Below are 25,789 nucleotides of genomic sequence, written 5' to 3'. Positions count from 1 at the left end.
ATTCACCGCCCAATTTGCGGCGGTGAACTTTACTCGTTTTAGTAATTAATTACGAGCCTTAAAATAAATTCATTTAACGGATGGATTGAAGGCGGGAAGCGTCGATGTGAAACAGGCGGGCGAAGTTATCGGTGGTTACCTGCGCCAGCTCTTCAACGGCAACACCTTTCAACACAGCCATGTATTCAGCAACATCACGAACCATTGCAGGTTGATTCTCTTTTCCTCGATGCGGCACAGGTGCCAGATAAGGCGCGTCAGTTTCGACCAGTAACCGGTCGAGCGGCACATAACGCGCGGCATCACGTAGTTGTTCTGCATTACGGAAGGTCACAATGCCGGAGAAGGAGATGTAAAATCCAAGATCCAGTAATTTGCCCGCCGTTTCTCTGTCCTCTGTAAAACAGTGTAGTACGCCACCGCAATCCGTCACCTTTTCTTCGCGCAGAATTGCCAGCGTATCGGCGCGGGCGTCACGCGTATGGACAATAACCGGCTTGTTCAGTTCACGACCAATCTGGATATGGTGGATGAAAGACTCTTGCTGACGCACTTTAGTTTCCGGCGTGTAATAATAATCCAGCCCGGTTTCCCCAAGGGCAACAACGCCCTCTTCCGCCGCCAGGCGGCGTAAATCTTCCACATCATAGGGATCGTTCTGGTTGAGCGGATGCACACCGCAAGAAAATACGACATTGTCACGTTCGCCTACCAGATCCCGCATATGCAGATAACCCGGTAATGTCGTGGCGACCGCCAGACAAAATTTCACATCGCGCGCAGCGGCTTTCGCCAGAACGTCATCCACGTCCTTATGCAAAGATTCATAATCCAGACCATCGAGATGGCAGTGTGAGTCGACTAAAAACATGATGTCTCTCTTAAAGATGAGGAACCGGTAGCACAACGCCCGGTTGCAGGTAATGCTCAATACGCAGTAAAAGATCGGTGATGAGAAGCTCGCGGTTTACGCCAGTGACAGAAATTAACTGCTCACGGGTGTGACAAACATCCCCCAGTATAGCCTGCAGGCACGCGGGAGAAAGCTGGTTTGCCAGCGCAGCAACAACGCCCGGCACATCAACATTGGTAACCTGCGAAGCGCCATACTTGCGCTTGAGCGCGTCCATCATCAGGGTTGCCAGCCAGTGCAGACGCGCCGGAGCTTGTTCATGATTAAGTGTCGGCAACAGGGAATACCAGTCGCCAGATTGCACACTGTGAGCCAACGTCTGGCAAAGTGTTTCGCGGGCCTGCCAGGTATCTCCCTGAAACAACGCCAACGCCGCGCCAGGCGAACCGGCGCTTAAGCGCAGTGCGGCAAGGAACGCATCCTGTGACATTGTCACTTCACGTGAAAGCCAGGTCACGGCGTACTGTTCTGGCGGTGGTGCGAGGTAATGTAGCCGACAACGACTACGTAATGTCGCCAGTAAACGTTCAGGCTCCCGGGTAGCAAGGAAAAACCAAGTTTCTGCCGGCGGCTCTTCCAGTGTTTTTAGCAAAGCGTTCGCCGCAGCGTCGGTCAGCAAGGCGGCATCGGTTATCCAGACAACTTTAGCACCGCCTAAACGCGCGTGTTCATTCAGTTTTTCAGTGACTTCACGCACCGCATCAATGCCCAGCGCGTTCTTCCCTTTTTCGGGAGCAAGTGTGTAATAGTCGGGATGCGTTCCCGCCTGCATCAACTGACATCCACGACAGTGGCCGCAGCTTTTATGCCCCTCTGGTTGTTGGCACAGGAGGTAACGGCTTAAAGCGTAGATTAAGGCGTCATCGCCCATGCCAGGTAACGCCTGAATGAGTAGCGCATGGTGACCCCTTCCGGCCTGATAGCTGGCTACCAGTTTCTCGAAATCGGGTCTTAACCACGGATACCATCTCATGCGTTATGTTCCTTAACCCAGTGAGTCACGGTGGTGCGAATCGCCTCCATCACTGATTCCAGTGGCTGAGTGGCATCAATGGTGTAAATGCTTTTATCCTGTGCCGCCAGTTCAAGATAGCGGGCGCGAGTACGATTAAAGAAATCGAATGACTCTTGCTCAATGCGATCCAGTTCGCCACGCGCACGGGCGCGTTTTAGCCCCACTTCTGGGGTCACATCAAGATAAAGCGTCAAGTCAGGACGAAAATCCCCCAGAACAGCATCACGCAGCGTTGCCAGCATATGCTGGTCAATGCCACGACCGCCGCCCTGATACGCCTGAGTGGAGAGATCGTGCCGATCGCCAATCACCCAGGTGCCTTTCGCCAGCGCCGGTTTGATGACAGTTTCCACCAGCTGAACGCGCGCGGCATAAAACATCAGTACTTCGGCTTTATCGGTAATGACTTCATCGCCTACCGATTTGATATCCAGCACCAGGCTTCTTAATTTTTCCGCCAGCTGCGTACCGCCGGGTTCTCGAGTGAAAACCATGTCGCGGATCCCCAGTTGCTCAAGCGTCTCAACCACCACATTTCGCGCGGTGGTTTTGCCTGCGCCTTCCAGCCCTTCAATGACGATATACTTACTGCGCATTTTTTTCCTTAAGCACTTTCAGGTAATCCTGCACAGACTTGTTATGACTGGCAAGATTGGTATTAAACGTGTGACCGCCTTTACCATCGGCCACAAAATAGAGATACGGCGTTTTCGCCGGATGCGCAGCAGCCTTCAGCGAATCCGCCCCCGGCGTAGCAATCGCGCCTGGCGGCAGACCAGTAATGGTGTAGGTGTTATACGCTGTCGGCGTTTCCAGATCTGCACGAGAAAGTTTGCCATTATAACGCTCTCCCATCCCGTAAATCACCGTCGGGTCGGTTTGCAGGCGCATGCCGATACGTAAACGGTTGATAAATACTGAGGCAACCTGATCGCGCTCGCTGGCAACGGCGGTTTCTTTTTCGATTATCGACGCCATCGTTACCAACTGGTTTTTATCTTTATACGGCAGACCATCCGCTCGCCCATCCCAGGCGCTATCGACCGCTTTCACCATTTTCTTGTGCGCTCGTTTGAGTAACGCGACATCAGTGGTATTAGCGGTATACATCCAGGTGTCTGGCCAAAACCAGCCTTCAATCCACTCTGGATTTTCAAGTTCCAGGGCCTGCGCCACGGTAGCGTATTTATCGTCGCTTAACGTGTGCGTGATATAGGGTGCCTCACGCAATTGTTTGAGGTAGTCGCTCAGACGCATCCCTTCTACCAGGCGTAGCGGAAACTGCGCTTCTTTCCCGCTTTTCAGCAATTGCAGCATTTCGCGCACGGTCATCTGCGGCGTAAAGCGATAAGTCCCGGCTTTGAAATGGGAAAGGTCCGGCTCAATACGCAGCAACCACTGAAAGACTCGGGGGCGATTGATGATTTTATCGGCATACAATTGTTCACCGAGAGCCATTCTTCCGGTTCCAGGTTTCAGGGTGAATATCGTCTCTTCTTTAATAAGTAATTTGCTGTCGGCAAGATGGCGAACCTTCCAGACGCCCACACCAGCGGCGATACCCAGTACCATCAGCAATAACAGGATAATCAATAACACTTTTTTCATGACTAATTCGGGTGCTCACAAAGTGGGGCTAAATATTGATATAGCGTTGTTGACGAAAAGAAGACATTATCACAGGCACGCACAGGCATAACTGGCATCAGCGCATTACAAACCATCACTTCATCTGCCTGCATCACGTCTTCCAACGAGGCTTGCACTTCGGCAATCTGATAGGAGGATTGTGCCAGTAAACGGATACAGAATTGTCGCATAATACCGTTAACTCCAGCCTGATCCAGACGCGGCGTGTAGACCACGTTGCCTTTACGCCAGAACAAATTAGCTGCACAGCATTCCGTAACCCACCCTTCACTGTCAAGAACCAGCGCCTCGTCGGCGTTTGTCTGCTCAAGATGAGAGCGAATCAACACTTGTTCAAGACGATTAAGATGTTTAATTCCCGCAAGATGAGGATTGCGTCCCAGGCGTACCGGGCTTAGTGCCAGCAGCATTCCCTCTTTGCGTAAGCGGTCGTAATGCGTTGGGTAAGCCGTAACTGAGAGCATGCGCGTTGCAGGTCCGCTGTTTAACGTACTGTAACCTCGCCCACCACTGCCACGACTGATCACCACTTTCAGCACTCCATTCTGCTGCTCTGCCGCCAGAGTTGCCATCTCGTGCTCAAGCTGCACCCAGAAGTCACAAACGATCATTAACCGCTGACAGGCTTCCTGTAGTCGCGTAATGTGCGCGGATAATAAGCTGACTTTACCGTCGATAATTCTGGCTGTCGTGAAACAGCCATCGCCAAATTGTATGGCCCGATCGCTTGCTGCCAGCGAATCCTGTTTATGACCGTTAATTAAGAACATACCGGCTCCTTATAATAGGATTGTAAGTGTGGCAGCATGTTCACTGCGGAACAAGTCTGAATAAAATCTAAGAAAAAAGGCCCGCAAGCGGACCTTTTATGTAGGTGGGAAATGGCGACTTAGATCTTTTTGAAGATCAAAGAACCATTAGTGCCACCGAAGCCGAAGGAGTTACACAGGGTGTATTCCATTCCGCTGACTTGACGCGCTTCATGCGGCACAAAATCCAGATCGCAACCTTCATCCGGGTTATCCAGGTTGATGGTCGGCGGAACAGCCTGATCGCGCAGCGCCAGGATGGAGTAGATGGACTCTACTGCACCTGCTGCACCTAACAGGTGACCGGTCATGGATTTCGTGGAGCTTACCAGCACACGGCTTGCAGCTTCACCGAAGATAGTTTTCACGGCCTGCGCTTCAGCTTTATCGCCAGCTGGCGTAGAAGTACCGTGCGCGTTCACGTAGCCAATCTGGCCAGGCTCAATTCCTGCATCACGCAGAGCATTTGCCATTGCCAGTGCTGCGCCTGCGCCGTTTTCCGGCGGCGATGTCATATGGTAAGCATCGCTGCTCATACCAAAGCCGACGAGTTCAGCGTAAATTTTCGCACCGCGTTTTTTCGCGTGTTCGTACTCTTCAAGTACCAGCATACCGGCGCCATCGCCCAGTACGAAACCATCACGCTCTTTATCCCACGGACGGCTAGCCGCTTGCGGGTTATCATTGCGGGTAGATAATGCACGTGCCGCGCCAAAACCACCAACGCCCAGCGGCGTACTGGCTTTCTCTGCGCCACCTGCAACCATCACGTCAGCATCGCCATACGCGATAATACGCGCAGCTTGACCGATGTTGTGTACGCCAGAAGTACAGGCGGTCGCGATAGAGATGCTTGGGCCACGCAGGCCATACATGATAGTCAGGTGACCTGCCACCATGTTCACAATCGTTGACGGAACGAAGAATGGGCTGATCTTACGCGGACCACCGTTCATCAGAGATGTGTGGTTTTCTTCGATCAGTCCGAGGCCGCCAATCCCGGAGCCAATTGCGGCACCAATGCGGGTTGCGTTCTCTTCCGTTATTTCAAGGCCAGAATCCTGCATGGCCTGAACGCCAGCGACAATTCCATATTGAATGAAGGCATCCATCTTGCGCTGTTCTTTGCGCGAGATAATGTCCTCACAGTTAAAATCCTTTACTAAGCCAGCAAATTTCGTTGCATAGGCGCTAGTATCGAAATGGTCGATTAGGCTGATGCCACTCTGACCGGCAAGCAGAGCTTTCCAGGTAGACTCTACGGTATTGCCGACAGGAGACAACATGCCCAGTCCGGTCACAACTACACGACGCTTAGACACGTTTGTCCTCCAGGGAGGGAAAAAAATGATTCTAGTGGGACAAAAAGAAAAAACTCAGGCGGTCGAACGACCGCCTGGAGATGTTCACTTACGCCTGGTGGCCGTTGATGTAATCAATGGCAGCCTGAACGGTGGTGATTTTCTCAGCTTCTTCGTCCGGAATCTCAGTATCAAACTCTTCTTCCAGAGCCATTACCAGCTCAACGGTGTCAAGAGAATCCGCGCCCAGGTCTTCAACGAAAGAAGCATTGTTGGTAACTTCTTCCTGCTTAACGCCCAGCTGTTCGCCGATAATTTTCTTAACGCGTTCTTCGATAGTGCTCATACTCTTAAATTTCCTATCAAAACTCGCTTTCGCGATGGTTTTCGTAGTGTATAAAATGTTGAAAAATTTGCAACTAAATCCCGGCAGGTCTTACCACGATTTTACGTTATTTTGAGGCCATACCCCCCAACAACGCAAATCATTTTGCACTTATTATTACTCATAACCACGCAGACTGCGCGCAACATGAGCATTTTGTGCAAATCGCGGTCAGACCATGTACATCCCGCCGTTCACATGCAAAGTTTCACCCGTGATGTAAGCTGCTTCGTCGGATGCCAGGAATGCAACCGCGTTGGCGATTTCCTGTGCGCCGCCGAGGCGACCCGCAGGAACCTGCGCCAGGATACCCGCACGCTGGTCATCGCTCAGCGCACGTGTCATGTCCGTTTCAATAAAGCCCGGAGCAACAACGTTTACAGTAATACCGCGTGACGCAACTTCGCGCGCCAGTGATTTACTGAAGCCGATCAAGCCCGCTTTCGCCGCAGCGTAGTTGGCCTGACCGCCATTTCCCATGGTACCAACCACAGAACCGATAGTGATAATACGACCATGACGCTTTTTCATCATAGCGCGCATTACCGCTTTTGACAGACGGAAAACAGATGAAAGGTTGGTTTCGATAATATCGTTCCACTCATCATCTTTCATTCGCATTAACAGGTTATCACGAGTGATACCGGCATTATTGACCAGGATATCGACTTCACCAAATTCTGCGCGAATTTTTTCCAGAACAGATTCGATAGATGCCGGGTCGGTCACATTCAACATCAGACCTTTACCGTTGGCGCCTAAATAATCACTGATCGCCTGAGCACCGCTTTCACTGGTCGCAGTACCGATAACTTTCGCGCCACGAGCCGCGAGCGTTTCAGCGATTGCACGGCCAATCCCGCGGCTAGCACCGGTTACCAGTGCGATTTTTCCTTCAAAATTCATGTTGTTCCTCTTTTAAAGCTCGAGCGCCGCTGCCATCGCTGAAGGTTCGTTCAGCGCCGAGGCGGTCAGGGTGTCGACAATACGTTTCGTCAGGCCAGCAAGCACTTTGCCCGGCCCCACTTCATAAAGATGCTCAACGCCTTGCGCTGCCATGTATTCAACGGATTTCGTCCATTGAACAGGGTTATACAACTGACGTACCAAGGCATCACGAATGGCATCACCATTGGTTTCGCATTTGACATCAACGTTATTCACAACCGGAACGGTCGGCGCGTTAAAGGTGATTTTCGCTAATTCAACCGCCAGTTTGTCGGCAGCGGGTTTCATCAGCGCACAGTGAGAAGGTACGCTCACCGGCAACGGCAGCGCACGTTTCGCGCCCGCAGCTTTACAGGCAGCGCCAGCACGTTCAACCGCTTCTTTGTGACCAGCAATAACCACCTGGCCCGGAGAGTTGAAGTTTACCGGAGAAACGACCTGACCTTCTGCTGCTTCTTCACACGCTTTCGCAATAGACGCATCATCCAGACCGATGATTGCCGCCATTGCGCCAGTCCCTTCCGGTACAGCTTCCTGCATAAACTTGCCGCGCATCTCAACGAGACGCACCGCATCAGCAAAATCAATCACACCAGCGCAAACCAGCGCGGAGTATTCACCCAGACTGTGACCGGCCATCATTGCCGGTGCTTTACCGCCCTGCTGCTGCCATACACGGTACAGTGCAACAGAGGCTGTTAACAGTGCTGGCTGAGTTTGCCAGGTTTTATTCAGTTCTTCGGCTGGCCCCTGCTGGGTCAGCGCCCACAGGTCATAGCCCAGCGCCGCAGAAGCTTCAGCAAAGGTTTCTTCGACAATTGGATAGCTCGCCGCCATATCAGCCAGCATGCCAACGGTTTGAGAACCCTGACCAGGGAACACAAATGCAAATTGCGTCATGTTTAAATCCTTATCCTAGAAACGAACCAGCGCGGAGCCCCAGGTGAATCCACCGCCAAAGGCTTCAAGCAGAACCAACTGCCCCGGCTTAATACGCCCGTCGCGTACGGCTTCATCCAGCGCGCACGGTACAGAAGCGGCAGAGGTATTACCATGGCGGTCCAGCGTCACGACGACATTGTCCATTGACATGCCGAGTTTTTTCGCCGTTGCGCTGATAATACGCAGGTTCGCCTGATGTGGAACCAGCCAGTCCAGTTGGGAACGGTCAAGATTATTTGCTTCCAGCGTCTCATCAACGATGTGCGCCAACTCCGTTACCGCAACCTTGAAGACTTCGTTGCCCGCCATGGTCAGATGAATTGAATTCTCTGGATTCACGCGGTCGGCGTTTGGCAGCGTCAGCAATTCACCATAACTACCGTCGGCATGCAAATGGGTAGATATGATTCCCGGCTCTTCAGAGGCAGCCAACACCGCAGCGCCCGCGCCATCGCCAAAAATGATAATGGTCCCACGATCTGTTGGATCGCAGGTGCGCGCCAGTACATCGGAACCGACGACCAGAGCATACTTCACCGCGCCAGATTTCACGTATTGATCGGCCACGCTCAATGCATAGGTGAAACCTGCGCAGGCTGCGGCAACGTCAAACGCTGGGCAGCCTTTGATGCCCAGCATGCTTTGGATCTGACATGCTGCGCTCGGGAAGGCGTGGGTGGCAGAAGTCGTTGCCACAACAATCAGGCCAATCTGGTCTTTATCGATGCCTGCCATTTCAATTGCACGCGTTGCCGCTTCAAAACCCATGGTTGAAACGGTTTCGTTTGGCGCAGCAATATGGCGTTCGCGAATACCGGTACGAGTAACAATCCACTCGTCAGAAGTATCCACCATTTTTTCCAGATCGGCGTTTGTCCGCACTTGTTCGGGCAGATAGCTGCCAGTACCAATAATCTTCGTATACATGTACGCTCAGTCACTTTTCGGTTATATACCGTCACTTGCAAACTGCGAGTTCGCTGGCAGCGTCCTGCTACTGCAGAGTTCCGCTTTTGCCATCGTCCAGCAGCTCAAAACCAGCTGGGTATACAGATTTCAGGCGAGCGGCAATTCGCTGAGGAACTTGTCGCTGCACCGCCTGCACTGCCTGTTCAATCGCGACCGCAAAAGCTCGCTGATTGGCCGCACCATGACTTTTTATCACCGTGCCGCGCAATCCTAACAGACAGGCGCCGTTATACTGGTCGGGGTTGAGGTGACTGAATCGCCTCGTCAGGCTCTTTTGTAGCCAACGCTTTAATAACAGTAGCCACCACGACCGTTTTTTTCCTTCACCCTGAGATTTCAGCAGAGAAAGGAACATCCTGACAACACCTTCCATCGTCTTTAATGTGACATTTCCTGTAAAGCCGTCACAGACCAGCACATCTGTCTTGCCAGTTAATAACTCATTGGCTTCAAGATAGCCGATGTAATTGATAGAAGGGATTGTTTTCAGCACAGCTGAGGCATCCTGAATGCTGTCAAGACCCTTCACTTCTTCTTCACCAATATTGAGCAACGCCACGCGAGGGTTGGGAATTTCCACCACCTCTTCAGCCAAAACTGAGCCCATAATGGCGAATTGCACCAACATTGTGCTATCACAATCGACGTTGGCCCCTAAATCAAGGACCACCGTTTTGCCCTTTTGCTGATGCGGCAGCACCGTCACCAACGCAGGTCGCTCAATCCCCTCAAGGGGCTTGAGTAATAATTTTGCCAGTCCCATCAACGCTCCGGTATTACCGGCGCTGACGCAGGCTTGTGCTCTACCTTCTTTAACCAGCTCCAGCGCCACGCGCATTGAGCTACCGCGACTGGCGCGAATAGCTTGCGAAGGCCGGGCATCACTGGCGATAACTGACTGCGCAGGGATAATCTGCAGACGCGAACGTTGTTCAAAGTCAGCTTTAGCAAGTAATGGCGTGATGGCGTCGGGATTACCGACTAAAAGAAGAGTGAGTTGCGAATTAGAATTCAGTGCCTGCAAAGCTGCAGGCACTGTCACGGAAGGACCGAAATCCCCTCCCATGACATCTAACGCCAGGGTTAGACGTGTCAAGGTATCGTCGCCGCCCGGTTTGGTCTTTCCCCAGTTGCCTGGGGAAAATCCTCACTAAGCTTCATCACGCAGCCGCGTGATTACTTAGCGATGACCTTGCGGCCGCGGTAGTAACCGTCGGCAGTGATGTGGTGACGCAGGTGTTTTTCACCAGAAGTTTTGTCTACAGACAGGCTGGTGACTGCGGTCAGCGCGTCATGGGAACGACGCATGCCACGTTTGGAACGGGTTGGTTTATTCTGTTGTACGGCCATGGACCTTACTCCTCAATTACGGTTTATCCCCGATCCAACGGGGAGCACCAATTACTTACGCTTTAAGCTGGCTAATACGGCAAATGGGTTTGGCTTTTGCGCTTCTTCAGGCAGTTCACCAAAGACCATGTCCGCTTCGGACACTTCACAGTGTTCAGAATCATGCACCGGAACTACCGGCAAGGCGAGGATGATTTCATCTTCAACCATTGCAAGCAGATCGATTTCACCGAATTCGTTAACCTCAATCGGTTCATACGCTTCCGGCAGTGCTTCAGCCTGTTCGTCTGAACGCACAGGACTAAAACAATACGTTGTGTAGACCTGATGAGTAAACGGCTTCCCGCAACGCTGACACTCGAGCGTTACCGTCACCTTCGCATCGCCGTTTAACACCGCGAGACGTTGGTTATCGATAGCGAACGACATGGAGCATTCCACATCACTGTCCACACTGACCACAGATTCGGCGACGCGCTCAACCTGATCAGGAGTATAAATACCCTGGTAATCAAGGCGTTTTTGAGCCGTACGAACCGGATCGAGAGTCAGGGGTAATTTTACCTTTTGCATAGGGCGCGCATATTAACTTTGTAACGTCATAGAGTCAAAGAAAAAGGCAGCCTGTGGTTGCCTTTTGCCAATAATTCGCACACATTGCGGGTTACTGCTTTATTTTCGTTCAGTGCTGATAACGAACATCAACCTGCAAAACGAAGCGCATAGTTTAAAATGGCTATCATCAATACGCTATATCTGATGGAAAAAAATATGCCTAAACTTATTTTAGCCTCCACATCGCCCTGGCGCCGCGTCCTACTGGAAAAACTGCAAATCTCTTTCGAATGTGCCGCGCCGGAGGTCGACGAAACCCCGCGCAGCGATGAATCACCGCGCCAGTTGGTGCTTCGACTGGCGCAGGAAAAAGCGCAATCCCTGGCGTCACGTTATCCGGATCATTTAATTATTGGTTCTGATCAGGTGTGTGTACTGGACGGTGAAATCACTGGCAAACCGTTAACGGAAGAAAATGCCCGTCTGCAATTACGTAAAGCCAGTGGCAATATTGTCACCTTCTATACCGGGCTGGCGCTGTTTAATTCGGCGAATGGGCATCTGCAAACAGAAGTTGAACCTTTTGACGTCCATTTCCGTCATCTGAGCGAGGCGGAGATTGATAATTACGTGCGTAAAGAACATCCCCTGCACTGCGCAGGCAGCTTTAAGAGTGAAGGGTTTGGTATCACGCTGTTTGAGCGCTTAGAGGGGCGTGACCCTAACACGCTGGTTGGTTTGCCGCTTATCGCGCTCTGTCAGATGTTGCGCCGGGAAGGGCAAAACCCGCTGATGGGATAATTTTATGGGCCGGACGCGTTTACGCCGCATCCGGCAATTGGTGCTGACTGCCTGATGCGGCGTAAACGCCTTATCAGGCCTACCGCCTACTACCTGGTTTATATGCTCGCATTAACGCGTGTTACGCAGTTTCTGCAAACAACGCTTCAAACCATCATCCATTGGCGCTTCGATACGCATCACCTCACCGGTCCCCGGATGCGTAAACTTCAACGCCGCCGCATGCAGGAACAAACGATTTAACCCCGTTCCCGATTCAGTTAGTTGTTTATCGAATTCACGGTCGCCGTAACGATCGTCAAACGCTATCGGATGACCGGCATACTGTGTATGCACACGGATCTGATGAGTACGTCCGGTAACCGGGCTACAACGCACCAGAGTGGCAAACGCATAGCGTTCCTCCACTTTAAAACGCGTTTCGGATGGTTTACCTTCCTGACTCACACGCACAATACGCTCACCGCTTTGCAAAATATTCTTCAATAACGGCGCTTGTACACTCTTCACGTGTGACTGCCACTGGCCGCGCACCAGCGCCAGGTAATCTTTCTGCATGCCTTTTTCACGTAACTGCTCATGCAGCGAACGTAACGCCGAGCGTTTTTTCGCCACCAGCAGCACGCCTGAAGTGTCCCTGTCGAGTCGATGCACCAGTTCGAGGAACCGTGCTTCAGGGCGCAACGCCCGCAAACCTTCAATAACGCCGAAACTTAAACCACTGCCGCCATGTACCGCCGTGCCGGACGGTTTATTCAGCACCAGAATATGATCATCTTCATATAAGATGACATCCGCCAGCGCCGCCACTTTTTGCAGATGTGGCGACACCGCATCTTCTTCCCGTTCGGCAACGCGAACTGGCGGAATACGCACTTCATCGCCAGCTTCGAGTTTATATTCAGGTTTAATACGTTTTTTGTTCACCCGTACTTCACCTTTACGCAAAATACGGTAGATCATACTTTTTGGTACGCCTTTCAGTTGGGTACGCAAAAAATTATCGATACGTTGCCCTGCTTCGTCAGCAGTGATAGCAACGATTTTTACGGATGGAGTCTCTGTTTTCATGGTGGGCGATTCTAAATAGCCAGCAGGATTCGCGCCACTCATTTTTCTATGCTTATATTTAGTTTTGCACCTTATTACTTCGCAGGGTGATCACCTAATTGGTGGTTATTAAACCAATCGCCAGCAAGAAGTGAAAAAACTGTGAGTAAGTGGGTGATAAATGGTAAAAGTCATCTTGCTATAACAAGGCTTGCAATGGAATAATGAGAACGTTTCCGTGTCCAACCTTGTTAAAACAAGAAATTTTACGGAATAACCCATTTTGCCCGACCGATCATCAACGCAGCAATGGCGTAAGACGTATTGATCTTTCAGGCAGTTAGCGGGCTGCGGGTTGCAGTCCTTACCGGTAGATGGAAATATTTCTGGAGAGTAATACCCAGTCTGTTTCTCTGATAATTGCGCTGTTTTTCCGCATGAAAAACGGGCAACCGACACTCTGCGCCTCTTTGAGCTGACGATAACCGTGAGGTTGGCGACGCGACTAGACACGAGGCCATCGGTTCACACCCGGCAAGGCGTTACTTTGCCCGCAGCTTAGTCGTCAATGTAAGAATAATGAGTAAGTTACGATGAAAAGAATGTTAATTAACGCAACTCAGCAGGAAGAGTTGCGCGTTGCCCTTGTAGATGGGCAGCGTCTGTATGACCTGGATATCGAAAGCCCGGGGCATGAGCAGAAAAAGGCTAACATCTACAAAGGTAAAATCACCCGCATTGAACCGAGTCTGGAAGCTGCTTTTGTTGATTACGGCGCTGAACGTCACGGTTTCCTCCCTCTAAAAGAAATTGCCCGCGAATATTTCCCAGCTAACTACAGTGCTCATGGTCGCCCCAACATTAAAGATGTGTTGCGTGAAGGCCAGGAAGTTATTGTTCAGATTGATAAAGAAGAGCGTGGCAACAAAGGGGCTGCGCTGACGACCTTTATCAGCCTGGCGGGTAGCTATCTGGTTCTGATGCCAAACAACCCGCGCGCGGGTGGCATTTCTCGCCGTATTGAAGGCGACGACCGTACCGAATTAAAAGAAGCACTGGCAAGCCTGGAACTGCCGGAAGGCATGGGGCTTATCGTGCGTACCGCTGGCGTCGGCAAATCTGCCGAGGCGCTGCAATGGGATTTAAGCTTCCGTCTGAAACACTGGGAAGCGATCAAAAAAGCCGCTGAAAGTCGCCCTGCTCCGTTCCTGATTCACCAGGAGAGCAACGTAATCGTTCGCGCATTCCGCGATTACTTACGCCAGGACATCGGCGAAATTCTTATCGATAATCCGAAAGTGCTCGAACTGGCACGTCAGCATATCGCTGCATTAGGTCGCCCGGATTTCAGCAGCAAAATCAAACTGTACACCGGTGAAATTCCGCTGTTCAGCCACTACCAGATAGAATCGCAGATTGAGTCCGCCTTCCAGCGTGAAGTCCGTCTGCCGTCTGGTGGCTCTATTGTTATCGACAGCACCGAAGCGTTAACCGCCATCGACATCAACTCCGCACGTGCAACTCGCGGCGGCGATATCGAAGAAACTGCGTTTAACACCAACTTGGAAGCTGCTGATGAAATTGCTCGTCAGCTGCGTCTGCGTGACCTCGGTGGTCTGATTGTTATCGACTTCATCGACATGACGCCAGTACGCCACCAGCGTGCGGTAGAAAACCGTCTGCGCGAAGCGGTGCGTCAGGACCGTGCTCGTATTCAAATCAGCCATATTTCTCGCTTCGGCCTTCTGGAGATGTCCCGTCAGCGCCTGAGCCCGTCGCTGGGTGAATCCAGTCATCACGTTTGTCCGCGTTGTTCCGGTACTGGCACCGTGCGTGACAATGAATCCCTGTCGCTCTCTATTCTGCGTCTGATTGAAGAAGAAGCGCTGAAAGAGAACACTCAGGAAGTCCACGCCATTGTTCCTGTGCCAATCGCCTCTTACCTGCTGAACGAAAAACGTTCTGCGGTAAATGCCATTGAAACTCGTCAGGACGGCGTACGCTGTGTGATTGTACCAAACGATCAGATGGAAACTCCGCACTACCACGTGCTGCGCGTGCGTAAAGGGGAAGAAACGCCGACCTTAAGCTACATGCTGCCGAAACTGCATGAAGAAGCGATGGCGTTGCCGTCTGAAGAAGAGTTCGCTGAACGTAAGCGTCCTGAACAACCTGCACTGGCAACCTTTGCTATGCCGGATGTGCCACCAGCGCCAGCTCCGGCTGAACCTGTAGCGCCTGCAGCAGCCCCGGCACCTAAAGCGGCACCAGCAACGCCAGCAGCTCCTGCACAACCGGGTCTGTTGAGCCGCCTTTTCAGTGTACTGAAATCGCTGTTCAGTGGCGGTGAAGAAACCAAATCGGTCGAGCAACCTGCACCCAAAGAGGACGCGAAACCGGAACGCCAACAGGATCGCCGTAAGCCTCGTCAGAACAACCGCCGTGACCGTAATGAACGCCGCGACACGCGTAGCGAACGTACGGAGGGTAGCGATAATCGCGAAGAAAACCGTCGTAATCGTCGCCAGGCGCAGCAGCAAACGGCTGAGACGCGCGATAGCCGTCAGCAGGCTGATGTAACGGAAAAAGCGCGTACCAATGACGAACAGCAAGCGCCGCGTCGTGAACGAAGCCGCCGCCGTAACGATGATAAACGTCAGGCGCAACAAGAAGTGAAGGCGCTGAATGTTGAAGAGCAATCTGTTCAGGAAACCGAACAGGAAGAACGTGTACGTCCGGTTCAGCCGCGTCGTAAACAACGTCAGCTGAATCAGAAAGTGCGCTATGAACAAAGCGTTGCGGAAGAAGTGGTTACCGCACCGGTGGTTGAAGAAACAGTCGCTGCCGAGCCTGTTACTCAGGAAGCGCAAGCCCCGAGCACTGAACTGGTGAAAGTACCGCTGCCAGTCGTAGCGCAAATTGCGCCGGAACAGCAAGAAGAGAACAATGCCGATAACCGTGACAACGGTGGCATGCCGCGTCGTTCTCGCCGCTCGCCTCGTCACCTGCGCGTGAGTGGTCAGCGTCGTCGCCGCTATCGTGATGAGCGTTATCCGGCCCAGTCACCCATGCCGTTAACCGTAGCGTGCGCATCTCCGGAACTGGCCTCTGGCAAAGTCTGGATCCGTTATCCGGTTGTACGTCCGCAGGATGTACAGGTTGAGGAGCAACGCGAACAGGAAGAAGTGCAGGTGCAGCCGATGGTAACAGAAGTCCCTGTTGCTGCCGCTGTCGAACCGGTTGTTGCTGCTCCGGTTGTTGAAGAGGTGGCTGAAGTTGTAGAAACACCGGTTCAGGTTGCACAAGCGCAACCGGAAGTGGTTGAAACAACGCATCCTGAAGTGATTGCCGCAGCGGTAACAGAACAGCCTCAGGTGATTGCCGAGGCCGATGTTGCCGTAGCGCAGGACGTTGCAGAGCACGCAGAACCGGTAGTTGAACCGCAGGAAGAGACGGCAGACATTGAAGAAGTTGCCGAAACTGCCGAGGTTGTGGTTGCCGAGCCGGAAGTTGTCGCTCAACCTGCCGCTCCGGTCGCCGCTGAAGTCGCAGCAGAGGTTGAAACGGTAGCTCCTGTTGTATCCGAGGTAACCGTTGAACATAACCACGCCACTGCGCCGATGACACGCGCTCCGGCACCGGAATATGTTCCGGAAGCACCGCGTCACAGTGACTGGCAGCGCCCAAGCTTTGCCTTTGAAGGTAAAGGTGCCGCAGGTGGTCATGCGGCAACACATCATGCATCTGCTGGCCCTGCGCGTCCGCAACCTGTTGAGTAAAACTTAACTCAAAGTGATCAAGCCCTGGCAACCGCCGGGGCTTTTTATTTCATTTTTGAATCAACATATTCAAATTCATCTAATGGCATTCTTGCTAGCCAACTACTCAAACCAGGCAAAAAAAATGCCCGCCCCGGCGATCCCAGAGCAGGCAGACAAAACATACCCAGTTTCAAGATATGCTTAAAAACGAGCTTATTTGTTGAGCTGGAAAAGCGACAATCCTTGCATATCTGTAAACGCTTTGTACGACGCCTGCAACGCCGTTTGCTGCATGATGTAAGATGAAATAGTCGCATTCCAGTCTACATCAACCAGATCACTCATCTGCTGCGTTTGCCCTAAAGCGCGATCGCTACCTAATGAATCCAGCGACTCCAGTTCATTCAGTTGCGTGCCGAGTTCCGCGCGTACGGTCAGGACATTATTCAGTGAGTTTTTCAGGCCACGGTTGGTTTTATCCAATGCAGCAGCAGAGGTTTCTTTATCCGCTTCGCTATCTGCGACTGGCGTTTTTAGCGCCGCGATGGCGCTATCCAGCATAGCAAACAGGTTAGTTTCAGAATCGCTACCGTCAGGTTCCGCTACCGCGTTGCTGGTGATACTGTTGAATATTTTGTCACCGGTATGCCCTATCACCATTGAGCGAGAGGCATCGACCTGCTGCTTAATACTTTCTGTTCCGCCGACATAATCACCGTCAGCCTCACTAAACGGCGCGGATTCTGTTTTATAACCGGCAAAAATGTAGCGCCCGTTCCCATCCGTGGTATTCGCCAGGTTTAACAACTGGTCGCGAATCCCCTGAATATCCGTTGCCAACGATGCCCGGTCATCATCACTTAACGTGCCGTTGCTGGCATAAACAATTTTTTCCTGGGCATTCTGGATTGCTGTCGTCACCTGGCCAAGCACGCTTTCTTCCAGCGACACCTTTTGGGTTGCAAAAGTCCGCGCCAGTGTGTACTGGCTGTTTTGCGCCTGCGCCTGGGAGAGAACCACGGCCTGGGATGCTGCAATGGGATCGTCAGAAGGGTTAACGACTCGCTTACCCGTCGACATCTGTTCGCCGTACTTCATCCATTCCGCCTGAGAATTGGTGATACCACGCATATTTTGCTGGTACATCATCTGGGTACTGAAACGCATCTTATCTCCCCTTAGCGAATGTTAATCAGCGCATCAAAAATGGCATTCGCCGTCTGCAGAACCTGGGCATTGGCCAGATAATACTGCTGAAAACGTTGCAGGTTGCCGTACTCTTCGTCGAGATTGACGCCAGAGATAGACTGCTGCTGATTAGAAAGTTGCGTCACCACATTACTTTGAGTAGTGCTGCTGGTTTTCAACGTGGCGGTTTTATTCCCGATATCGCTAACCAAGGAGGCATAGGCATCGTTAAAGGATTTCCCCCCGCCGACCGTTTTGCCATTAGTTTGCAAATCCAGCAGCGCCTGACCATTGCGGTTGTCGCTTTCACCGGCAGTTTCGTCACTGGCCATGGCGATTTTCGCTTCGTCAGTGATTAGTACATCCATATTGACGATGGCATCGCTTACCGGTTTCAACGTGAAGTTGTCGTTTGGTTTTGGCGTTCCGGTGAAGGTCAGTTCCAGACCATCAAATGAGACTTTACCGTCGGCATCCGGCACCACCGTAAAAGTGGTATTGCTGGCCAGACGGGTGACCTGCCACTGATTATCTTTGAACGAGATTTTGTAATCTGTCGCCAGCACAGCGGAACTATCGGTTACCGTAGCACCGATCGCGGAGCTTCCTTTGTTTTTGCTATTTTCCAGAACAGCGGGCTTACCAATAGCAAAGAAATCCTCCCCTTCTTTACCATTGGCATCATACCCCTTGTTATGTTGGGCATTGAAAGCCTCAGCAAATGCCAGCGCCAGTTGCCCGAGCGTATTACGCGTCTGGTCCAGGTCCTGAGAACGAAATGTCAGAATACCGCCCAGTGACCCCGTATTCAGCAATTTCTCTGGGATCTCAATATCTTCCGTCGTCCCATCAACATAAGCGACTGTCGTACGAGAAGGATCGGCGCTGGACGGGACTGCTGCAAGCTGACGTGCCGAACTGCCCTGAACCAGCGAGTAACCATTGGCCATGGTGATATTGTAAGTACCGCCATCCTGAACGCTGACCTCAACACCAACGATCTGGTTTAATTCACTCACCAGTTGATCGCGTTGATCAAGGAGATCGTTGGGTGAAGCCCCTGCTCCCACGCCTGTTAAACGGGAAATCTGATCGTTCAGGCTGGCGATTTGTTTGGCATAATTATTGATCTGGTCGACGCTGGCACCTATCGCGATATTGACCTGTTTGTCCTGGTCGCGCAGATACTGGTCGGTGGTTTTAAACTGATTTACCAGACCTTCCGCCTTGCCAATCAGCGCCTGCCGCGCAGCCGGATCTTCTGCGTTACTGACCAGCGTTTGCAAACTGGTAAAGAAGTCCTGCATTTGCGTTGCCAGCGACGTGGTGCTGCCAGAGAGCATATTGTCGATTTTCGACATTTGCTCATAACGGGAAGTCAGGCCGCTACTCTGGGTCTGAGCCGCACGTAACTGATTGGTAATAAACGCATCGTATTCACGTTGCACGCCAGAAACATAGACGCCATTGCCTCCCCAACCGCCCGCACCTAACGTACTGTTAGCCTGCGCCATAATGGTGGTTTGTCGGGTATATCCAGCAACGTTATAGCTGGAAATATTATTACTCGCCGTATTTAACGCCGCCTGGGCAGCGTTAAGTCCGCTCATGGCGTTATTAATCAAGCTGGACATGGAGGTTCCTTGTAAGCCTTCAATTACAGTGCATTATCGGCAGACACCCGCCGGACTTGAATTATTCAGAACAGATTATCGATACTCATACTGTAGGTTTTGCTCACCTTGTCGCTTACCGATTTCAATTGCTGAATCATATTGGTGAGTTTGCGGGCATACTCAGGATCGGTAGCATAGCCCGCGTCCTGTAATGCCTGCGCCCCCAACTCGGCGCTGGCAGCGCGAGTCACGGCGGCGTAGCGTGGATTACGGGTTAACAGCCCAACGTAATCTGACAATGCTTCGAAATAAGAACTGTAAACACGAAACTTCGCCTTTACTTTCTTCGCTTCGCCGTTTTCATATTCGGTGGTAGTGATTTCAGTAACTGGCCCTTTCCAGTTACCTGACGCTTTTACGCCAAACACGTTGTAGCTCGGCTCGCCATTTTCGCGACGAATTTGTCGTTGTCCCCAGCCTGATTCCAGTGCAGCCTGGGCGAGGATCAGGTGATGTGGCACACCGCTTTGCTGACTTGCCAATTGAGCTGGCTGCGAGAGCTGTGCAAGGAACGCTTTGCTGTCACCAGGCAACAAAGCATCAAAATTGTGCGGTAAAGCTTTTTGCACCATCTGCTTGAGCGCTTTATTTTGAAAACTCATCACTGTTTCAAGTGGGAATTTCATCGGTCCGGCAGGCATTTCTTCTGCTGGCAATGGCTGCTCTGGCGTCATCTGTTTTACCATCATCTCCGCAAGTCCCAGACCTTTGCCTGCTGTCATCTGTTGGGCTATCTGCTGGTCATACATGCTGGTGTAGAGCTGGGTATTCTCGCTACTGAACAGACCATCTTTCGGTAAGGCTTCACGCATGCTTTTTAGCATCATCTGCACAAACATCCCTTCCACCTGGCGAGCTACCGGGCGAATATTTGCTGCTGGATCTTCGCCCGCTTTCGCTTTCAGATCGTTAAGTGATTGTGCATCCCAGGCGGCGCTCGCCAGCAGTTTGCTGTCGCTAATCATCAGATGATTTCCAGTTTTGCCCGCAGACATCCCGCGCTTTGCATAGATTGCAGTATGGACATTAAATCCATCGGGGTGGCTCCCAAGGCGTTGAGCGCGCGCACCACGTTATTGAGGCTGGCGCTGGAACGCACGCTTTGCAGCGAACCGCCGCTCTGGCGTAAGTCGATCTGTGTTTGTGGCGTTACCACGGTCTGCCCGCCACCAAACGGCGTATCTGGTTGGCTGACATTGGCCTGACGATTTACCGTAACCGAGAGATTGCCCTGCGCCACCGCGCAACTGTCGAGGGTCACTTCACGATTCATCACCACCGAACCGGTGCGCGAGTTAATCACTACTTTGGCGTCCTGCGGGGTGACATTGACCTGCATATTCTGGATATCGGCAAGGAAACGCACCTGGGAACTATTACCGCTCGGCACACGTACCTGAATAGTCCGCGCATCTAACGCCGTGGCACTGCCGAATCCTCGGGTGCGGTTGATGGTATCGGCGATCTGCTGCGCCATCGCGAAGTCTTCGTCATTTAGCTGCAAATTGAGAGTATTGCCAGCGCCGAATTGGCTGGGCAATTCGCGCTCAATAATCGCACCGTTGGTGATCCGCCCGCCATTCAGTTGGTTAACCTGAACACTGCTGCCTCCCGCTGATGCCCCCGCGCCACCGACCAGAATATTGCCCTGCGCCAGCGCATAAACCTGGCTGTCGACGCCCTTAAGCGGTGTCATCAACAACGTACCGCCACGTAAGCTTTTGGCATTACCCATGGAAGAAACCACCACATCGATGGTTTGCCCCTGGCGTCCAAACGGCGGAAGTGACGCCGTCACCATTACCGCAGCGACGTTTTTTAGCTGCATATTGGTGCCAGTCGGAACGGTAATTCCCAACTGTGAGAGCATGTTATTAAGCGTTTGAGTGGTAAACGGTGTCTGGGTCGTCTGATCGCCCGTACCGTCAAGGCCAACAACAAGACCATAACCAATCAGCGAGTTTTGCCGTACGCCCTGTACGCTGGTGAGATCGCGGATGCGGTCAGCCTGTGCAACGGTCGCTACCAGCAGAAGAATGAATACAGAGAGAAATTTAATCACCACAGCCTCACTTACATTGGAGACAGGTTAAGGAAGAAACGCTGTAACCAGCCCATGTTTTGTGCTTCGTTAATGTAGCCATTGCCAACGTACTCAATGCGCGCGTCTGCCACCTGGGTTGACGGTACAGTGTTGCTGCCACTGATAGTGCGTGGATTGACCACGCCGGAGAAACGAATAAATTCAGTACCCTGATTAATGGCTATCTGTTTTTCGCCCACCACATGCAGGTTGCCGTTGACCAGCACCTGATCAACCGTCACGGTCAAGGTGCCGCTAAAGGTATTGCTGGCATTCGCCCCGCCTTTACCATTGAAGCTATTACCGCCAGAGGCATCGACATCGGCACGGGCATTACCAAACAGCCCTTGCAAATAGCGCGGCACAGTATCAAACCCGAAGTTGGTTTTTCCGTCGCGGCTGGCATTAGCGGATGAACTCTTGCTGGCGCTGACATTTTCCTGCAACACAATAGTCAGCGTATCGCCGATATTGCGTGGTCGGCGATCTTCAAATAACGGCTGATAGCCATAATTAATCGGCTGGGCAGACTGAAAAATGGAACCATTGGCGACGGGCGTCGGGCCGGGTACAGGTTGTGCCGTGGTCACCCCCTGCACCAGCGGGGTAGACGGGATCCAGGCGCATCCGGTCAGTGAAAGCACCAACAAGGTGGAAATACCGTAAGTATGCGCAGCGTTTTTTTGCATGGCTATCATCTTCAAAAATCAATAAACCGGTAAGTTGCCCTACCGGTATGCTTTAGAGTTGCGTCAGTTTTTGCAGCATCTGGTCGGTGGTGGATACCGCTTTACTGTTGATTTCGTAGGCGCGCTGTACCTGAATCATGTTGACCAGTTCCTCCGCCACGTTGACGTTAGACGTTTCAACATATCCTTGATACAACAGCCCAGCGCCGTTCAGACCTGGCGTGCTTTCGTTCGGTGCGCCGGAGGATTGTGTTTCGGTGTAGAGGTTTTCGCCAATGCTCTCCAGGCCAGTGTCGTTCATAAAAGTGGTGAGATTGAGTTGTCCAACCTGAACCGGAGCAGCCTGGCCTTGCTGGGTAACGCTGACCACGCCATCACGACCAATGGTAATACTTAACGCATTCGCCGGAATGGTGATTGCTGGCTGCACCTGAAAACCGCCCGCCGTCACCAGTTGTCCGTTCTGATCCACCTGAAATGAACCGTCGCGGGTATAGGCTGATGAGCCATCCGGCAGCATGACCTGGAAAAAGCCCTGCCCTTTAATCGCCACATCTTTGCTGTTATTGGTTTGCGACAGGTTGCCCTGGCTGTGTAAGCGTTCAGTGGCGACCGGACGTACTCCCGTACCGATTTGTAACCCGGATGGCAAGGTAGTTTGTTCGGAAGACTGTGCGCCAGGCTGGCGAATAGTTTGATAAAGTAAATCTTCAAACACCGCCCGCTGGCGCTTGAAACCATTGGTACTGACGTTTGCCAGGTTGTTGGCAATGACGTCCATATTGGTTTGCTGGGCGTCAAGGCCCGTTTTGGCGATCCATAATGAACTGATCATAAAATGTCCTGTAGTGGATTGCTGACAAATCGCATATGTCTTCTTGCCGGATGCGGCGTAAACGCCTTATCCGACCTACAAGAGCTCGCAAAATCAATAAATTGCGAATCATCCCGCAGGCCCGTCGGGCAACTTATGTTTGTCATGTATCCTTTCAATTAACTCATCGACAGCAGTTGGTTGGCGCGACCAGCGTTATCATCAACGCTGCTTATTACCTTCATCTGCATTTCAAAACGCCGCGCACTGGCAATCATGTCGCTCATTGCCGAAACGGCATTGACGTTACTACCTTCCAGCACGCCCGACATCACCCGTAACGTCGGGTCAGCCTGTAACATCGGACCACGCGTGGCCTGACTTTCCGCACTCAAACGAAAGATCCCGTCATCACCACGCTGCACTTCACTGCCCATGGCTTTCACCAGTTTCAACCGCCCTACTGGTGCAACGGTATTTGCCGGATCGCCCGGATTGAGCGCCGAAATGGTGCCATCGGCGGCGATAGTAATTTCCGCCCCTTCCGGCACGGCAATCGGCCCCGCCTCGCCAATCACCGGATACCCCTGAATCGTCAGTTGTCCACCGGGATCAACCTGAATGCTGCCGTTACGCGTATACCCTTCGCTGCCGTCAGCGGTTTGCACGGCCAACCAGCCATCCTGCTGCAACGCAACATCCAGGGGACGCGAGGTGTAATCCATCTTGCCGGACGTCATATCTGCGCCCGGCGTAGATGCCGTCACCAGAGTGCGCGTGGGCAGAGAAAGCCCTTCAACCGGCACTGCGCGCAAGGCGTTTAACTGCGCGCGAAAACCGGGCGTGGAGGCATTCGCCAGATTACTGGCGGTCACCGCCTGTTGATTCAGCGTCTGGCTGGCGGCGCCCATCGCGGTATAGATTGCGTGATCCATCGAGCTATCCCGTCAGCAATTAGCGTAAGTTAACCAGCGTGTTGAGGATCTGGTCCTGAGTTTTGATGGTCTGGGCGTTAGACTGATAGTTACGCTGGGCGACAATCATATTGACCAGTTCTTTGCTGAGATCGACGTTGGACGCTTCCAGGGCGCCGTTGGTCAGTGCGCCAAAATTGCCGGTCCCGGCGGTTCCCAGCAGCGCGACACCAGAAGATTGCGTTGCAGACCAGACGTTGTCCCCCTCTGATGCCAGCCCTTCGTTGTTGGCAAAGTTGGCCAGCACAATCTGCCCCAGCAATTGAGTTTGTTCGTTCGAATAGTTCCCGACTACCGTGCCGTCATCGTTGATTTGATAACTCACCAGATCGCCCGGTTTGTAACCGTTCTGGCTGGTTGCCACAATATTGTTAGCGCCGGTGTTTTGCTGCATAGAGTTGAGGAAGCTGAGGGAAAATGTCGCAGGATCCGCGCCGTTAATCGCGCCAGTGGTAATATCCTTTGTTGGATCCGACGTCAGAACACCATTGGCATCAAATTCCAGTTTTGTCGCTATCGTTGCAATGCTGTTTGGAGCACTACTATCCTGGGTGTAGACATCCCAGGTATTATCTTGCGTCTTCACAAAGTAGACGCTCATGTCATGGGCATTACCCTGACTGTCATACACCGTTACCGAACCTTTTTTGTTATAGCTATCGGCATCACTGGCGCTGAATGGCGTAACGGTAGGAAGTGTATCACTGGAGTTAAGGTTAATCTGCATGGAAGCCGTGGTCGTGGTCTTCGCCGCCATCAAGGTATTTGGAATCGAAATATTGCCCGGATTCGCCCCTTGCTGGATGGTCGGAGGCGTACCGGTTGCCGGATACCCGGTCAACTGTAAACCTTGCATATTCACAAGGTTGCGGTTTTCATCCAGTTTGAATTGCCCGTTACGGCTATAAAACACCGAGCCGTTACTGTCTACCAGACGGAAAAAACCGTTCTGGCTGATAGCGACGTCCAGCCCACGGCCAGTATTTGTGGTAGTGCCATCGGTAAAATCCTGAGTGATGCCTGCAACTTTTACCCCCAGTCCCACTTTCGAACCAGCAAACATATCAGCAAAAGAGGCCGTGCCGGATTTAAAGCCATAGGTGGCGGAGTTGGCGATATTGTTGCCAATGACATCGAGATTGGTGGCGGCAGCGTTTAATCCGCTAACCGCTTGAGAAAAGGCCATGACTGACTCCTGAAATGTGAAGGCTTAAATTATCTGCCGTACTTCGTCGAGGGTGGTGGTGCCGTAAGTGCCGAGATCCAGCGTGTTACCGTTATTGCCGCGAATCACGCCCTGTACCAGCGCAAACTGCAATGGCTGGGCAACCAACTGCGTACCGCCGTTGCTGGCGCTAATTGCCACGTTATAAGAACCGTTCGGCGCGGCCGTACCATCAGTCAACGTGCCATCCCAGGTGAAACTGTGGACTCCGGCGCTGAGCTCACCAATATCAATGGTGCGCACAACTGCGCCATTTTTATCGGTTATGGTTGCGGTTACTTTATCTGCAGCCTGTTGCAGCTCAACACCAAACGGCGTGGTCGTGGTCACCGCCCCTTCTTCACTGCCAGTACCGGCAAGAATGGTGGTGCCGGGGATCATCACGCCGTGACCAATCAGGTTGCTGGCCTGTAGCGACTGGCTGTTATCAATCTGCCCGGAGATCGAACCGAGTGTGGTGTTGAGCTTTTCAATCCCACTGACCGTGCTGATTTGCGCCAGTTGTGATGTCAGCTCGTTGTTTTCCATTGGATTGGTCGGATCCTGGTTTTTCAGTTGCGCCACCAGCAAAGTCAGAAAGCTGCTCTGTAAATCGGCGGCGTTACTACCCGTAATCGAACTACTGCTGGTAGTGCTGACGCCGGTATTTGTCGGATCGGTGGTGGTTACCGCAATGGACATGGCTTTCTCC

At 52.2% G+C, this 25,789-nt stretch carries 25 protein-coding genes; 2 read left to right on the top strand and 23 right to left on the bottom strand.

Going from position 1 to position 25,789, the window contains the following annotated elements:
* Positions 1-73 precede the first annotated feature (73 nt).
* The 13 genes from FEM44_RS20325 to yceD form a co-directional block, all read right to left on the bottom strand.
* The gene (locus FEM44_RS20325) at positions 74-871 is read right to left on the bottom strand and encodes a metal-dependent hydrolase (RefSeq protein ID WP_130205555.1); all 798 of its coding nucleotides are present in this window, start codon (positions 869-871) and stop codon (positions 74-76) included.
* 10 nt (positions 872-881) lie between these two features.
* Positions 882-1,886 carry a DNA polymerase III subunit delta' gene (gene holB, locus FEM44_RS20320; protein ID WP_135522822.1) on the bottom strand — a complete coding sequence of 335 codons (1,005 nt, stop codon included), beginning with the start codon at positions 1,884-1,886 and terminating at the stop codon, positions 882-884.
* Positions 1,883-2,524, bottom strand: coding sequence for a dTMP kinase (gene tmk, locus FEM44_RS20315; protein ID WP_130205551.1), 642 nt, complete (start codon positions 2,522-2,524; stop codon positions 1,883-1,885). The genes holB and tmk overlap by 4 nt, the downstream gene beginning before the upstream one ends.
* The gene (yceG, locus tag FEM44_RS20310) at positions 2,514-3,536 is read right to left on the bottom strand and encodes a cell division protein YceG (protein WP_064528577.1); all 1,023 of its coding nucleotides are present in this window, start codon (positions 3,534-3,536) and stop codon (positions 2,514-2,516) included. Before yceG ends, tmk begins: the two co-directional genes overlap by 11 nt.
* Positions 3,537-3,538: 2 nt before the next feature.
* A complete protein-coding gene (pabC, locus tag FEM44_RS20305; protein WP_135522823.1) occupies positions 3,539-4,348 on the bottom strand; it encodes an aminodeoxychorismate lyase in 810 nt (269 codons plus the stop codon).
* A 119-nt stretch (positions 4,349-4,467) separates the two neighbouring features.
* Positions 4,468-5,709 carry a beta-ketoacyl-ACP synthase II gene (gene fabF, locus FEM44_RS20300; RefSeq protein WP_130205545.1) on the bottom strand — a complete coding sequence of 414 codons (1,242 nt, stop codon included), beginning with the start codon at positions 5,707-5,709 and terminating at the stop codon, positions 4,468-4,470.
* 88 nt (positions 5,710-5,797) lie between these two features.
* Positions 5,798-6,034 (bottom strand): acyl carrier protein, encoded by a 237-nt coding sequence (gene acpP / locus FEM44_RS20295; RefSeq protein WP_000103754.1) that lies wholly within the window; start codon positions 6,032-6,034, stop codon positions 5,798-5,800.
* Between the two features lie 210 nt (positions 6,035-6,244).
* Positions 6,245-6,979, bottom strand: coding sequence for a 3-oxoacyl-ACP reductase FabG (gene fabG / locus FEM44_RS20290; RefSeq protein WP_001008542.1), 735 nt, complete (start codon positions 6,977-6,979; stop codon positions 6,245-6,247).
* Between the two features lie 12 nt (positions 6,980-6,991).
* The gene (fabD, locus tag FEM44_RS20285; RefSeq protein ID WP_135522824.1) at positions 6,992-7,921 is read right to left on the bottom strand and encodes an ACP S-malonyltransferase; all 930 of its coding nucleotides are present in this window, start codon (positions 7,919-7,921) and stop codon (positions 6,992-6,994) included.
* Positions 7,922-7,936: 15 nt separating this feature from the next.
* Positions 7,937-8,890, bottom strand: a complete 954-nt coding sequence (gene fabH / locus FEM44_RS20280; RefSeq protein WP_130205541.1) for a beta-ketoacyl-ACP synthase III — start codon at positions 8,888-8,890, stop codon at positions 7,937-7,939.
* Positions 8,891-8,957: 67 nt separating this feature from the next.
* Positions 8,958-10,028 (bottom strand): phosphate acyltransferase PlsX, encoded by a 1,071-nt coding sequence (gene plsX / locus FEM44_RS20275; RefSeq protein ID WP_135522825.1) that lies wholly within the window; start codon positions 10,026-10,028, stop codon positions 8,958-8,960.
* Between the two features lie 80 nt (positions 10,029-10,108).
* Positions 10,109-10,282, bottom strand: coding sequence for a 50S ribosomal protein L32 (gene rpmF / locus FEM44_RS20270; RefSeq protein ID WP_000290727.1), 174 nt, complete (start codon positions 10,280-10,282; stop codon positions 10,109-10,111).
* A 51-nt stretch (positions 10,283-10,333) separates the two neighbouring features.
* Positions 10,334-10,855 (bottom strand): 23S rRNA accumulation protein YceD, encoded by a 522-nt coding sequence (gene yceD, locus FEM44_RS20265; protein ID WP_001174481.1) that lies wholly within the window; start codon positions 10,853-10,855, stop codon positions 10,334-10,336.
* Positions 10,856-11,053: 198 nt separating this feature from the next.
* On the opposite strand from yceD, the gene yceF reads away from it, so the two are divergent.
* Complete coding sequence (gene yceF, locus FEM44_RS20260) at positions 11,054-11,638, top strand: 7-methyl-GTP pyrophosphatase (protein ID WP_064528833.1); 585 nt, start codon at positions 11,054-11,056, stop codon at positions 11,636-11,638.
* Positions 11,639-11,749: 111 nt separating this feature from the next.
* Here the strand turns inward: yceF and rluC are convergent, their stop codons facing one another.
* On the bottom strand, positions 11,750-12,709 hold the full coding sequence (gene rluC, locus FEM44_RS20255) for a 23S rRNA pseudouridine(955/2504/2580) synthase RluC (RefSeq protein WP_130258298.1): 960 nt from the start codon (positions 12,707-12,709) through the stop codon (positions 11,750-11,752).
* Between the two features lie 572 nt (positions 12,710-13,281).
* Here rluC and rne point away from each other — a divergent pair.
* Positions 13,282-16,467 (top strand): ribonuclease E, encoded by a 3,186-nt coding sequence (gene rne, locus FEM44_RS20250; RefSeq protein ID WP_135522826.1) that lies wholly within the window; start codon positions 13,282-13,284, stop codon positions 16,465-16,467.
* A 195-nt stretch (positions 16,468-16,662) separates the two neighbouring features.
* On the opposite strand, the gene flgL is transcribed toward rne, so the two are convergent.
* The 9 genes from flgL to flgD all read right to left on the bottom strand — a co-directional run bounded on the left by flgL (position 16,663) and on the right by flgD (position 25,779).
* Positions 16,663-17,616 (bottom strand): flagellar hook-associated protein FlgL, encoded by a 954-nt coding sequence (flgL, locus tag FEM44_RS20245; protein ID WP_135522827.1) that lies wholly within the window; start codon positions 17,614-17,616, stop codon positions 16,663-16,665.
* Between the two features lie 11 nt (positions 17,617-17,627).
* A complete protein-coding gene (gene flgK / locus FEM44_RS20240) occupies positions 17,628-19,271 on the bottom strand; it encodes a flagellar hook-associated protein FlgK (RefSeq protein WP_135522828.1) in 1,644 nt (547 codons plus the stop codon).
* Positions 19,272-19,336: 65 nt separating this feature from the next.
* A complete protein-coding gene (gene flgJ / locus FEM44_RS20235; protein ID WP_135522829.1) occupies positions 19,337-20,278 on the bottom strand; it encodes a flagellar assembly peptidoglycan hydrolase FlgJ in 942 nt (313 codons plus the stop codon).
* Entirely contained in the window at positions 20,278-21,375 is a 1,098-nt protein-coding gene (gene flgI / locus FEM44_RS20230) for a flagellar basal body P-ring protein FlgI (protein ID WP_130215886.1), read from the bottom strand. Before flgI ends, flgJ begins: the two co-directional genes overlap by 1 nt.
* A gap of 11 nt (positions 21,376-21,386) precedes the next feature.
* The gene (gene flgH, locus FEM44_RS20225) at positions 21,387-22,085 is read right to left on the bottom strand and encodes a flagellar basal body L-ring protein FlgH (RefSeq protein ID WP_064528551.1); all 699 of its coding nucleotides are present in this window, start codon (positions 22,083-22,085) and stop codon (positions 21,387-21,389) included.
* 52 nt (positions 22,086-22,137) lie between these two features.
* The gene (gene flgG / locus FEM44_RS20220; protein ID WP_000625837.1) at positions 22,138-22,920 is read right to left on the bottom strand and encodes a flagellar basal-body rod protein FlgG; all 783 of its coding nucleotides are present in this window, start codon (positions 22,918-22,920) and stop codon (positions 22,138-22,140) included.
* A 158-nt stretch (positions 22,921-23,078) separates the two neighbouring features.
* Entirely contained in the window at positions 23,079-23,834 is a 756-nt protein-coding gene (gene flgF, locus FEM44_RS20215; RefSeq protein WP_135522830.1) for a flagellar basal-body rod protein FlgF, read from the bottom strand.
* 19 nt (positions 23,835-23,853) lie between these two features.
* Positions 23,854-25,059 carry a flagellar hook protein FlgE gene (gene flgE / locus FEM44_RS20210; RefSeq protein WP_135522831.1) on the bottom strand — a complete coding sequence of 402 codons (1,206 nt, stop codon included), beginning with the start codon at positions 25,057-25,059 and terminating at the stop codon, positions 23,854-23,856.
* 24 nt (positions 25,060-25,083) lie between these two features.
* Positions 25,084-25,779: a flagellar hook assembly protein FlgD gene (gene flgD / locus FEM44_RS20205; RefSeq protein WP_135522832.1), complete on the bottom strand. Its 696-nt coding sequence runs from the start codon at positions 25,777-25,779 to the stop codon at positions 25,084-25,086.
* Positions 25,780-25,789 lie beyond the last annotated feature (10 nt).

Source organism: Escherichia sp. E4742 (assembly GCF_005843885.1).
Lineage (GTDB): Bacteria > Pseudomonadota > Gammaproteobacteria > Enterobacterales > Enterobacteriaceae > Escherichia.
Note: the sequence above shows the minus strand (reverse complement) of the source record. Positions and strands in the feature narration are given on the sequence as shown.

What these genes read in the sequence shown, in the direction of transcription:
- flgJ (WP_135522829.1), bottom strand. Translation starts at nt 20,278, where the DNA reads ATGATTAGCGACAGCAAACTGCTGGCGAGCGCCGCCTGGGATGCACAA.
- fabG (WP_001008542.1), bottom strand. Translation starts at nt 6,979, where the DNA reads ATGAATTTTGAAGGAAAAATCGCACTGGTAACCGGTGCTAGCCGCGGG.
- pabC (WP_135522823.1), bottom strand. Translation starts at nt 4,348, where the DNA reads ATGTTCTTAATTAACGGTCATAAACAGGATTCGCTGGCAGCAAGCGAT.
- rluC (WP_130258298.1), bottom strand. Translation starts at nt 12,709, where the DNA reads ATGAAAACAGAGACTCCATCCGTAAAAATCGTTGCTATCACTGCTGAC.
- flgH (WP_064528551.1), bottom strand. Translation starts at nt 22,085, where the DNA reads ATGCAAAAAAACGCTGCGCATACTTACGGTATTTCCACCTTGTTGGTG.
- yceF (WP_064528833.1), top strand. Translation starts at nt 11,054, where the DNA reads ATGCCTAAACTTATTTTAGCCTCCACATCGCCCTGGCGCCGCGTCCTA.
- fabH (WP_130205541.1), bottom strand. Translation starts at nt 8,890, where the DNA reads ATGTATACGAAGATTATTGGTACTGGCAGCTATCTGCCCGAACAAGTG.
- yceD (WP_001174481.1), bottom strand. Translation starts at nt 10,855, where the DNA reads ATGCAAAAGGTAAAATTACCCCTGACTCTCGATCCGGTTCGTACGGCT.
- holB (WP_135522822.1), bottom strand. Translation starts at nt 1,886, where the DNA reads ATGAGATGGTATCCGTGGTTAAGACCCGATTTCGAGAAACTGGTAGCC.
- flgD (WP_135522832.1), bottom strand. Translation starts at nt 25,779, where the DNA reads ATGTCCATTGCGGTAACCACCACCGATCCGACAAATACCGGCGTCAGC.
- acpP (WP_000103754.1), bottom strand. Translation starts at nt 6,034, where the DNA reads ATGAGCACTATCGAAGAACGCGTTAAGAAAATTATCGGCGAACAGCTG.
- flgK (WP_135522828.1), bottom strand. Translation starts at nt 19,271, where the DNA reads ATGTCCAGCTTGATTAATAACGCCATGAGCGGACTTAACGCTGCCCAG.
- fabD (WP_135522824.1), bottom strand. Translation starts at nt 7,921, where the DNA reads ATGACGCAATTTGCATTTGTGTTCCCTGGTCAGGGTTCTCAAACCGTT.
- flgG (WP_000625837.1), bottom strand. Translation starts at nt 22,920, where the DNA reads ATGATCAGTTCATTATGGATCGCCAAAACGGGCCTTGACGCCCAGCAA.
- rne (WP_135522826.1), top strand. Translation starts at nt 13,282, where the DNA reads ATGAAAAGAATGTTAATTAACGCAACTCAGCAGGAAGAGTTGCGCGTT.
- flgL (WP_135522827.1), bottom strand. Translation starts at nt 17,616, where the DNA reads ATGCGTTTCAGTACCCAGATGATGTACCAGCAAAATATGCGTGGTATC.
- tmk (WP_130205551.1), bottom strand. Translation starts at nt 2,524, where the DNA reads ATGCGCAGTAAGTATATCGTCATTGAAGGGCTGGAAGGCGCAGGCAAA.
- rpmF (WP_000290727.1), bottom strand. Translation starts at nt 10,282, where the DNA reads ATGGCCGTACAACAGAATAAACCAACCCGTTCCAAACGTGGCATGCGT.
- yceG (WP_064528577.1), bottom strand. Translation starts at nt 3,536, where the DNA reads ATGAAAAAAGTGTTATTGATTATCCTGTTATTGCTGATGGTACTGGGT.
- flgE (WP_135522831.1), bottom strand. Translation starts at nt 25,059, where the DNA reads ATGGCCTTTTCTCAAGCGGTTAGCGGATTAAACGCTGCCGCCACCAAT.
- FEM44_RS20325 (WP_130205555.1), bottom strand. Translation starts at nt 871, where the DNA reads ATGTTTTTAGTCGACTCACACTGCCATCTCGATGGTCTGGATTATGAA.
- flgF (WP_135522830.1), bottom strand. Translation starts at nt 23,834, where the DNA reads ATGGATCACGCAATCTATACCGCGATGGGCGCCGCCAGCCAGACGCTG.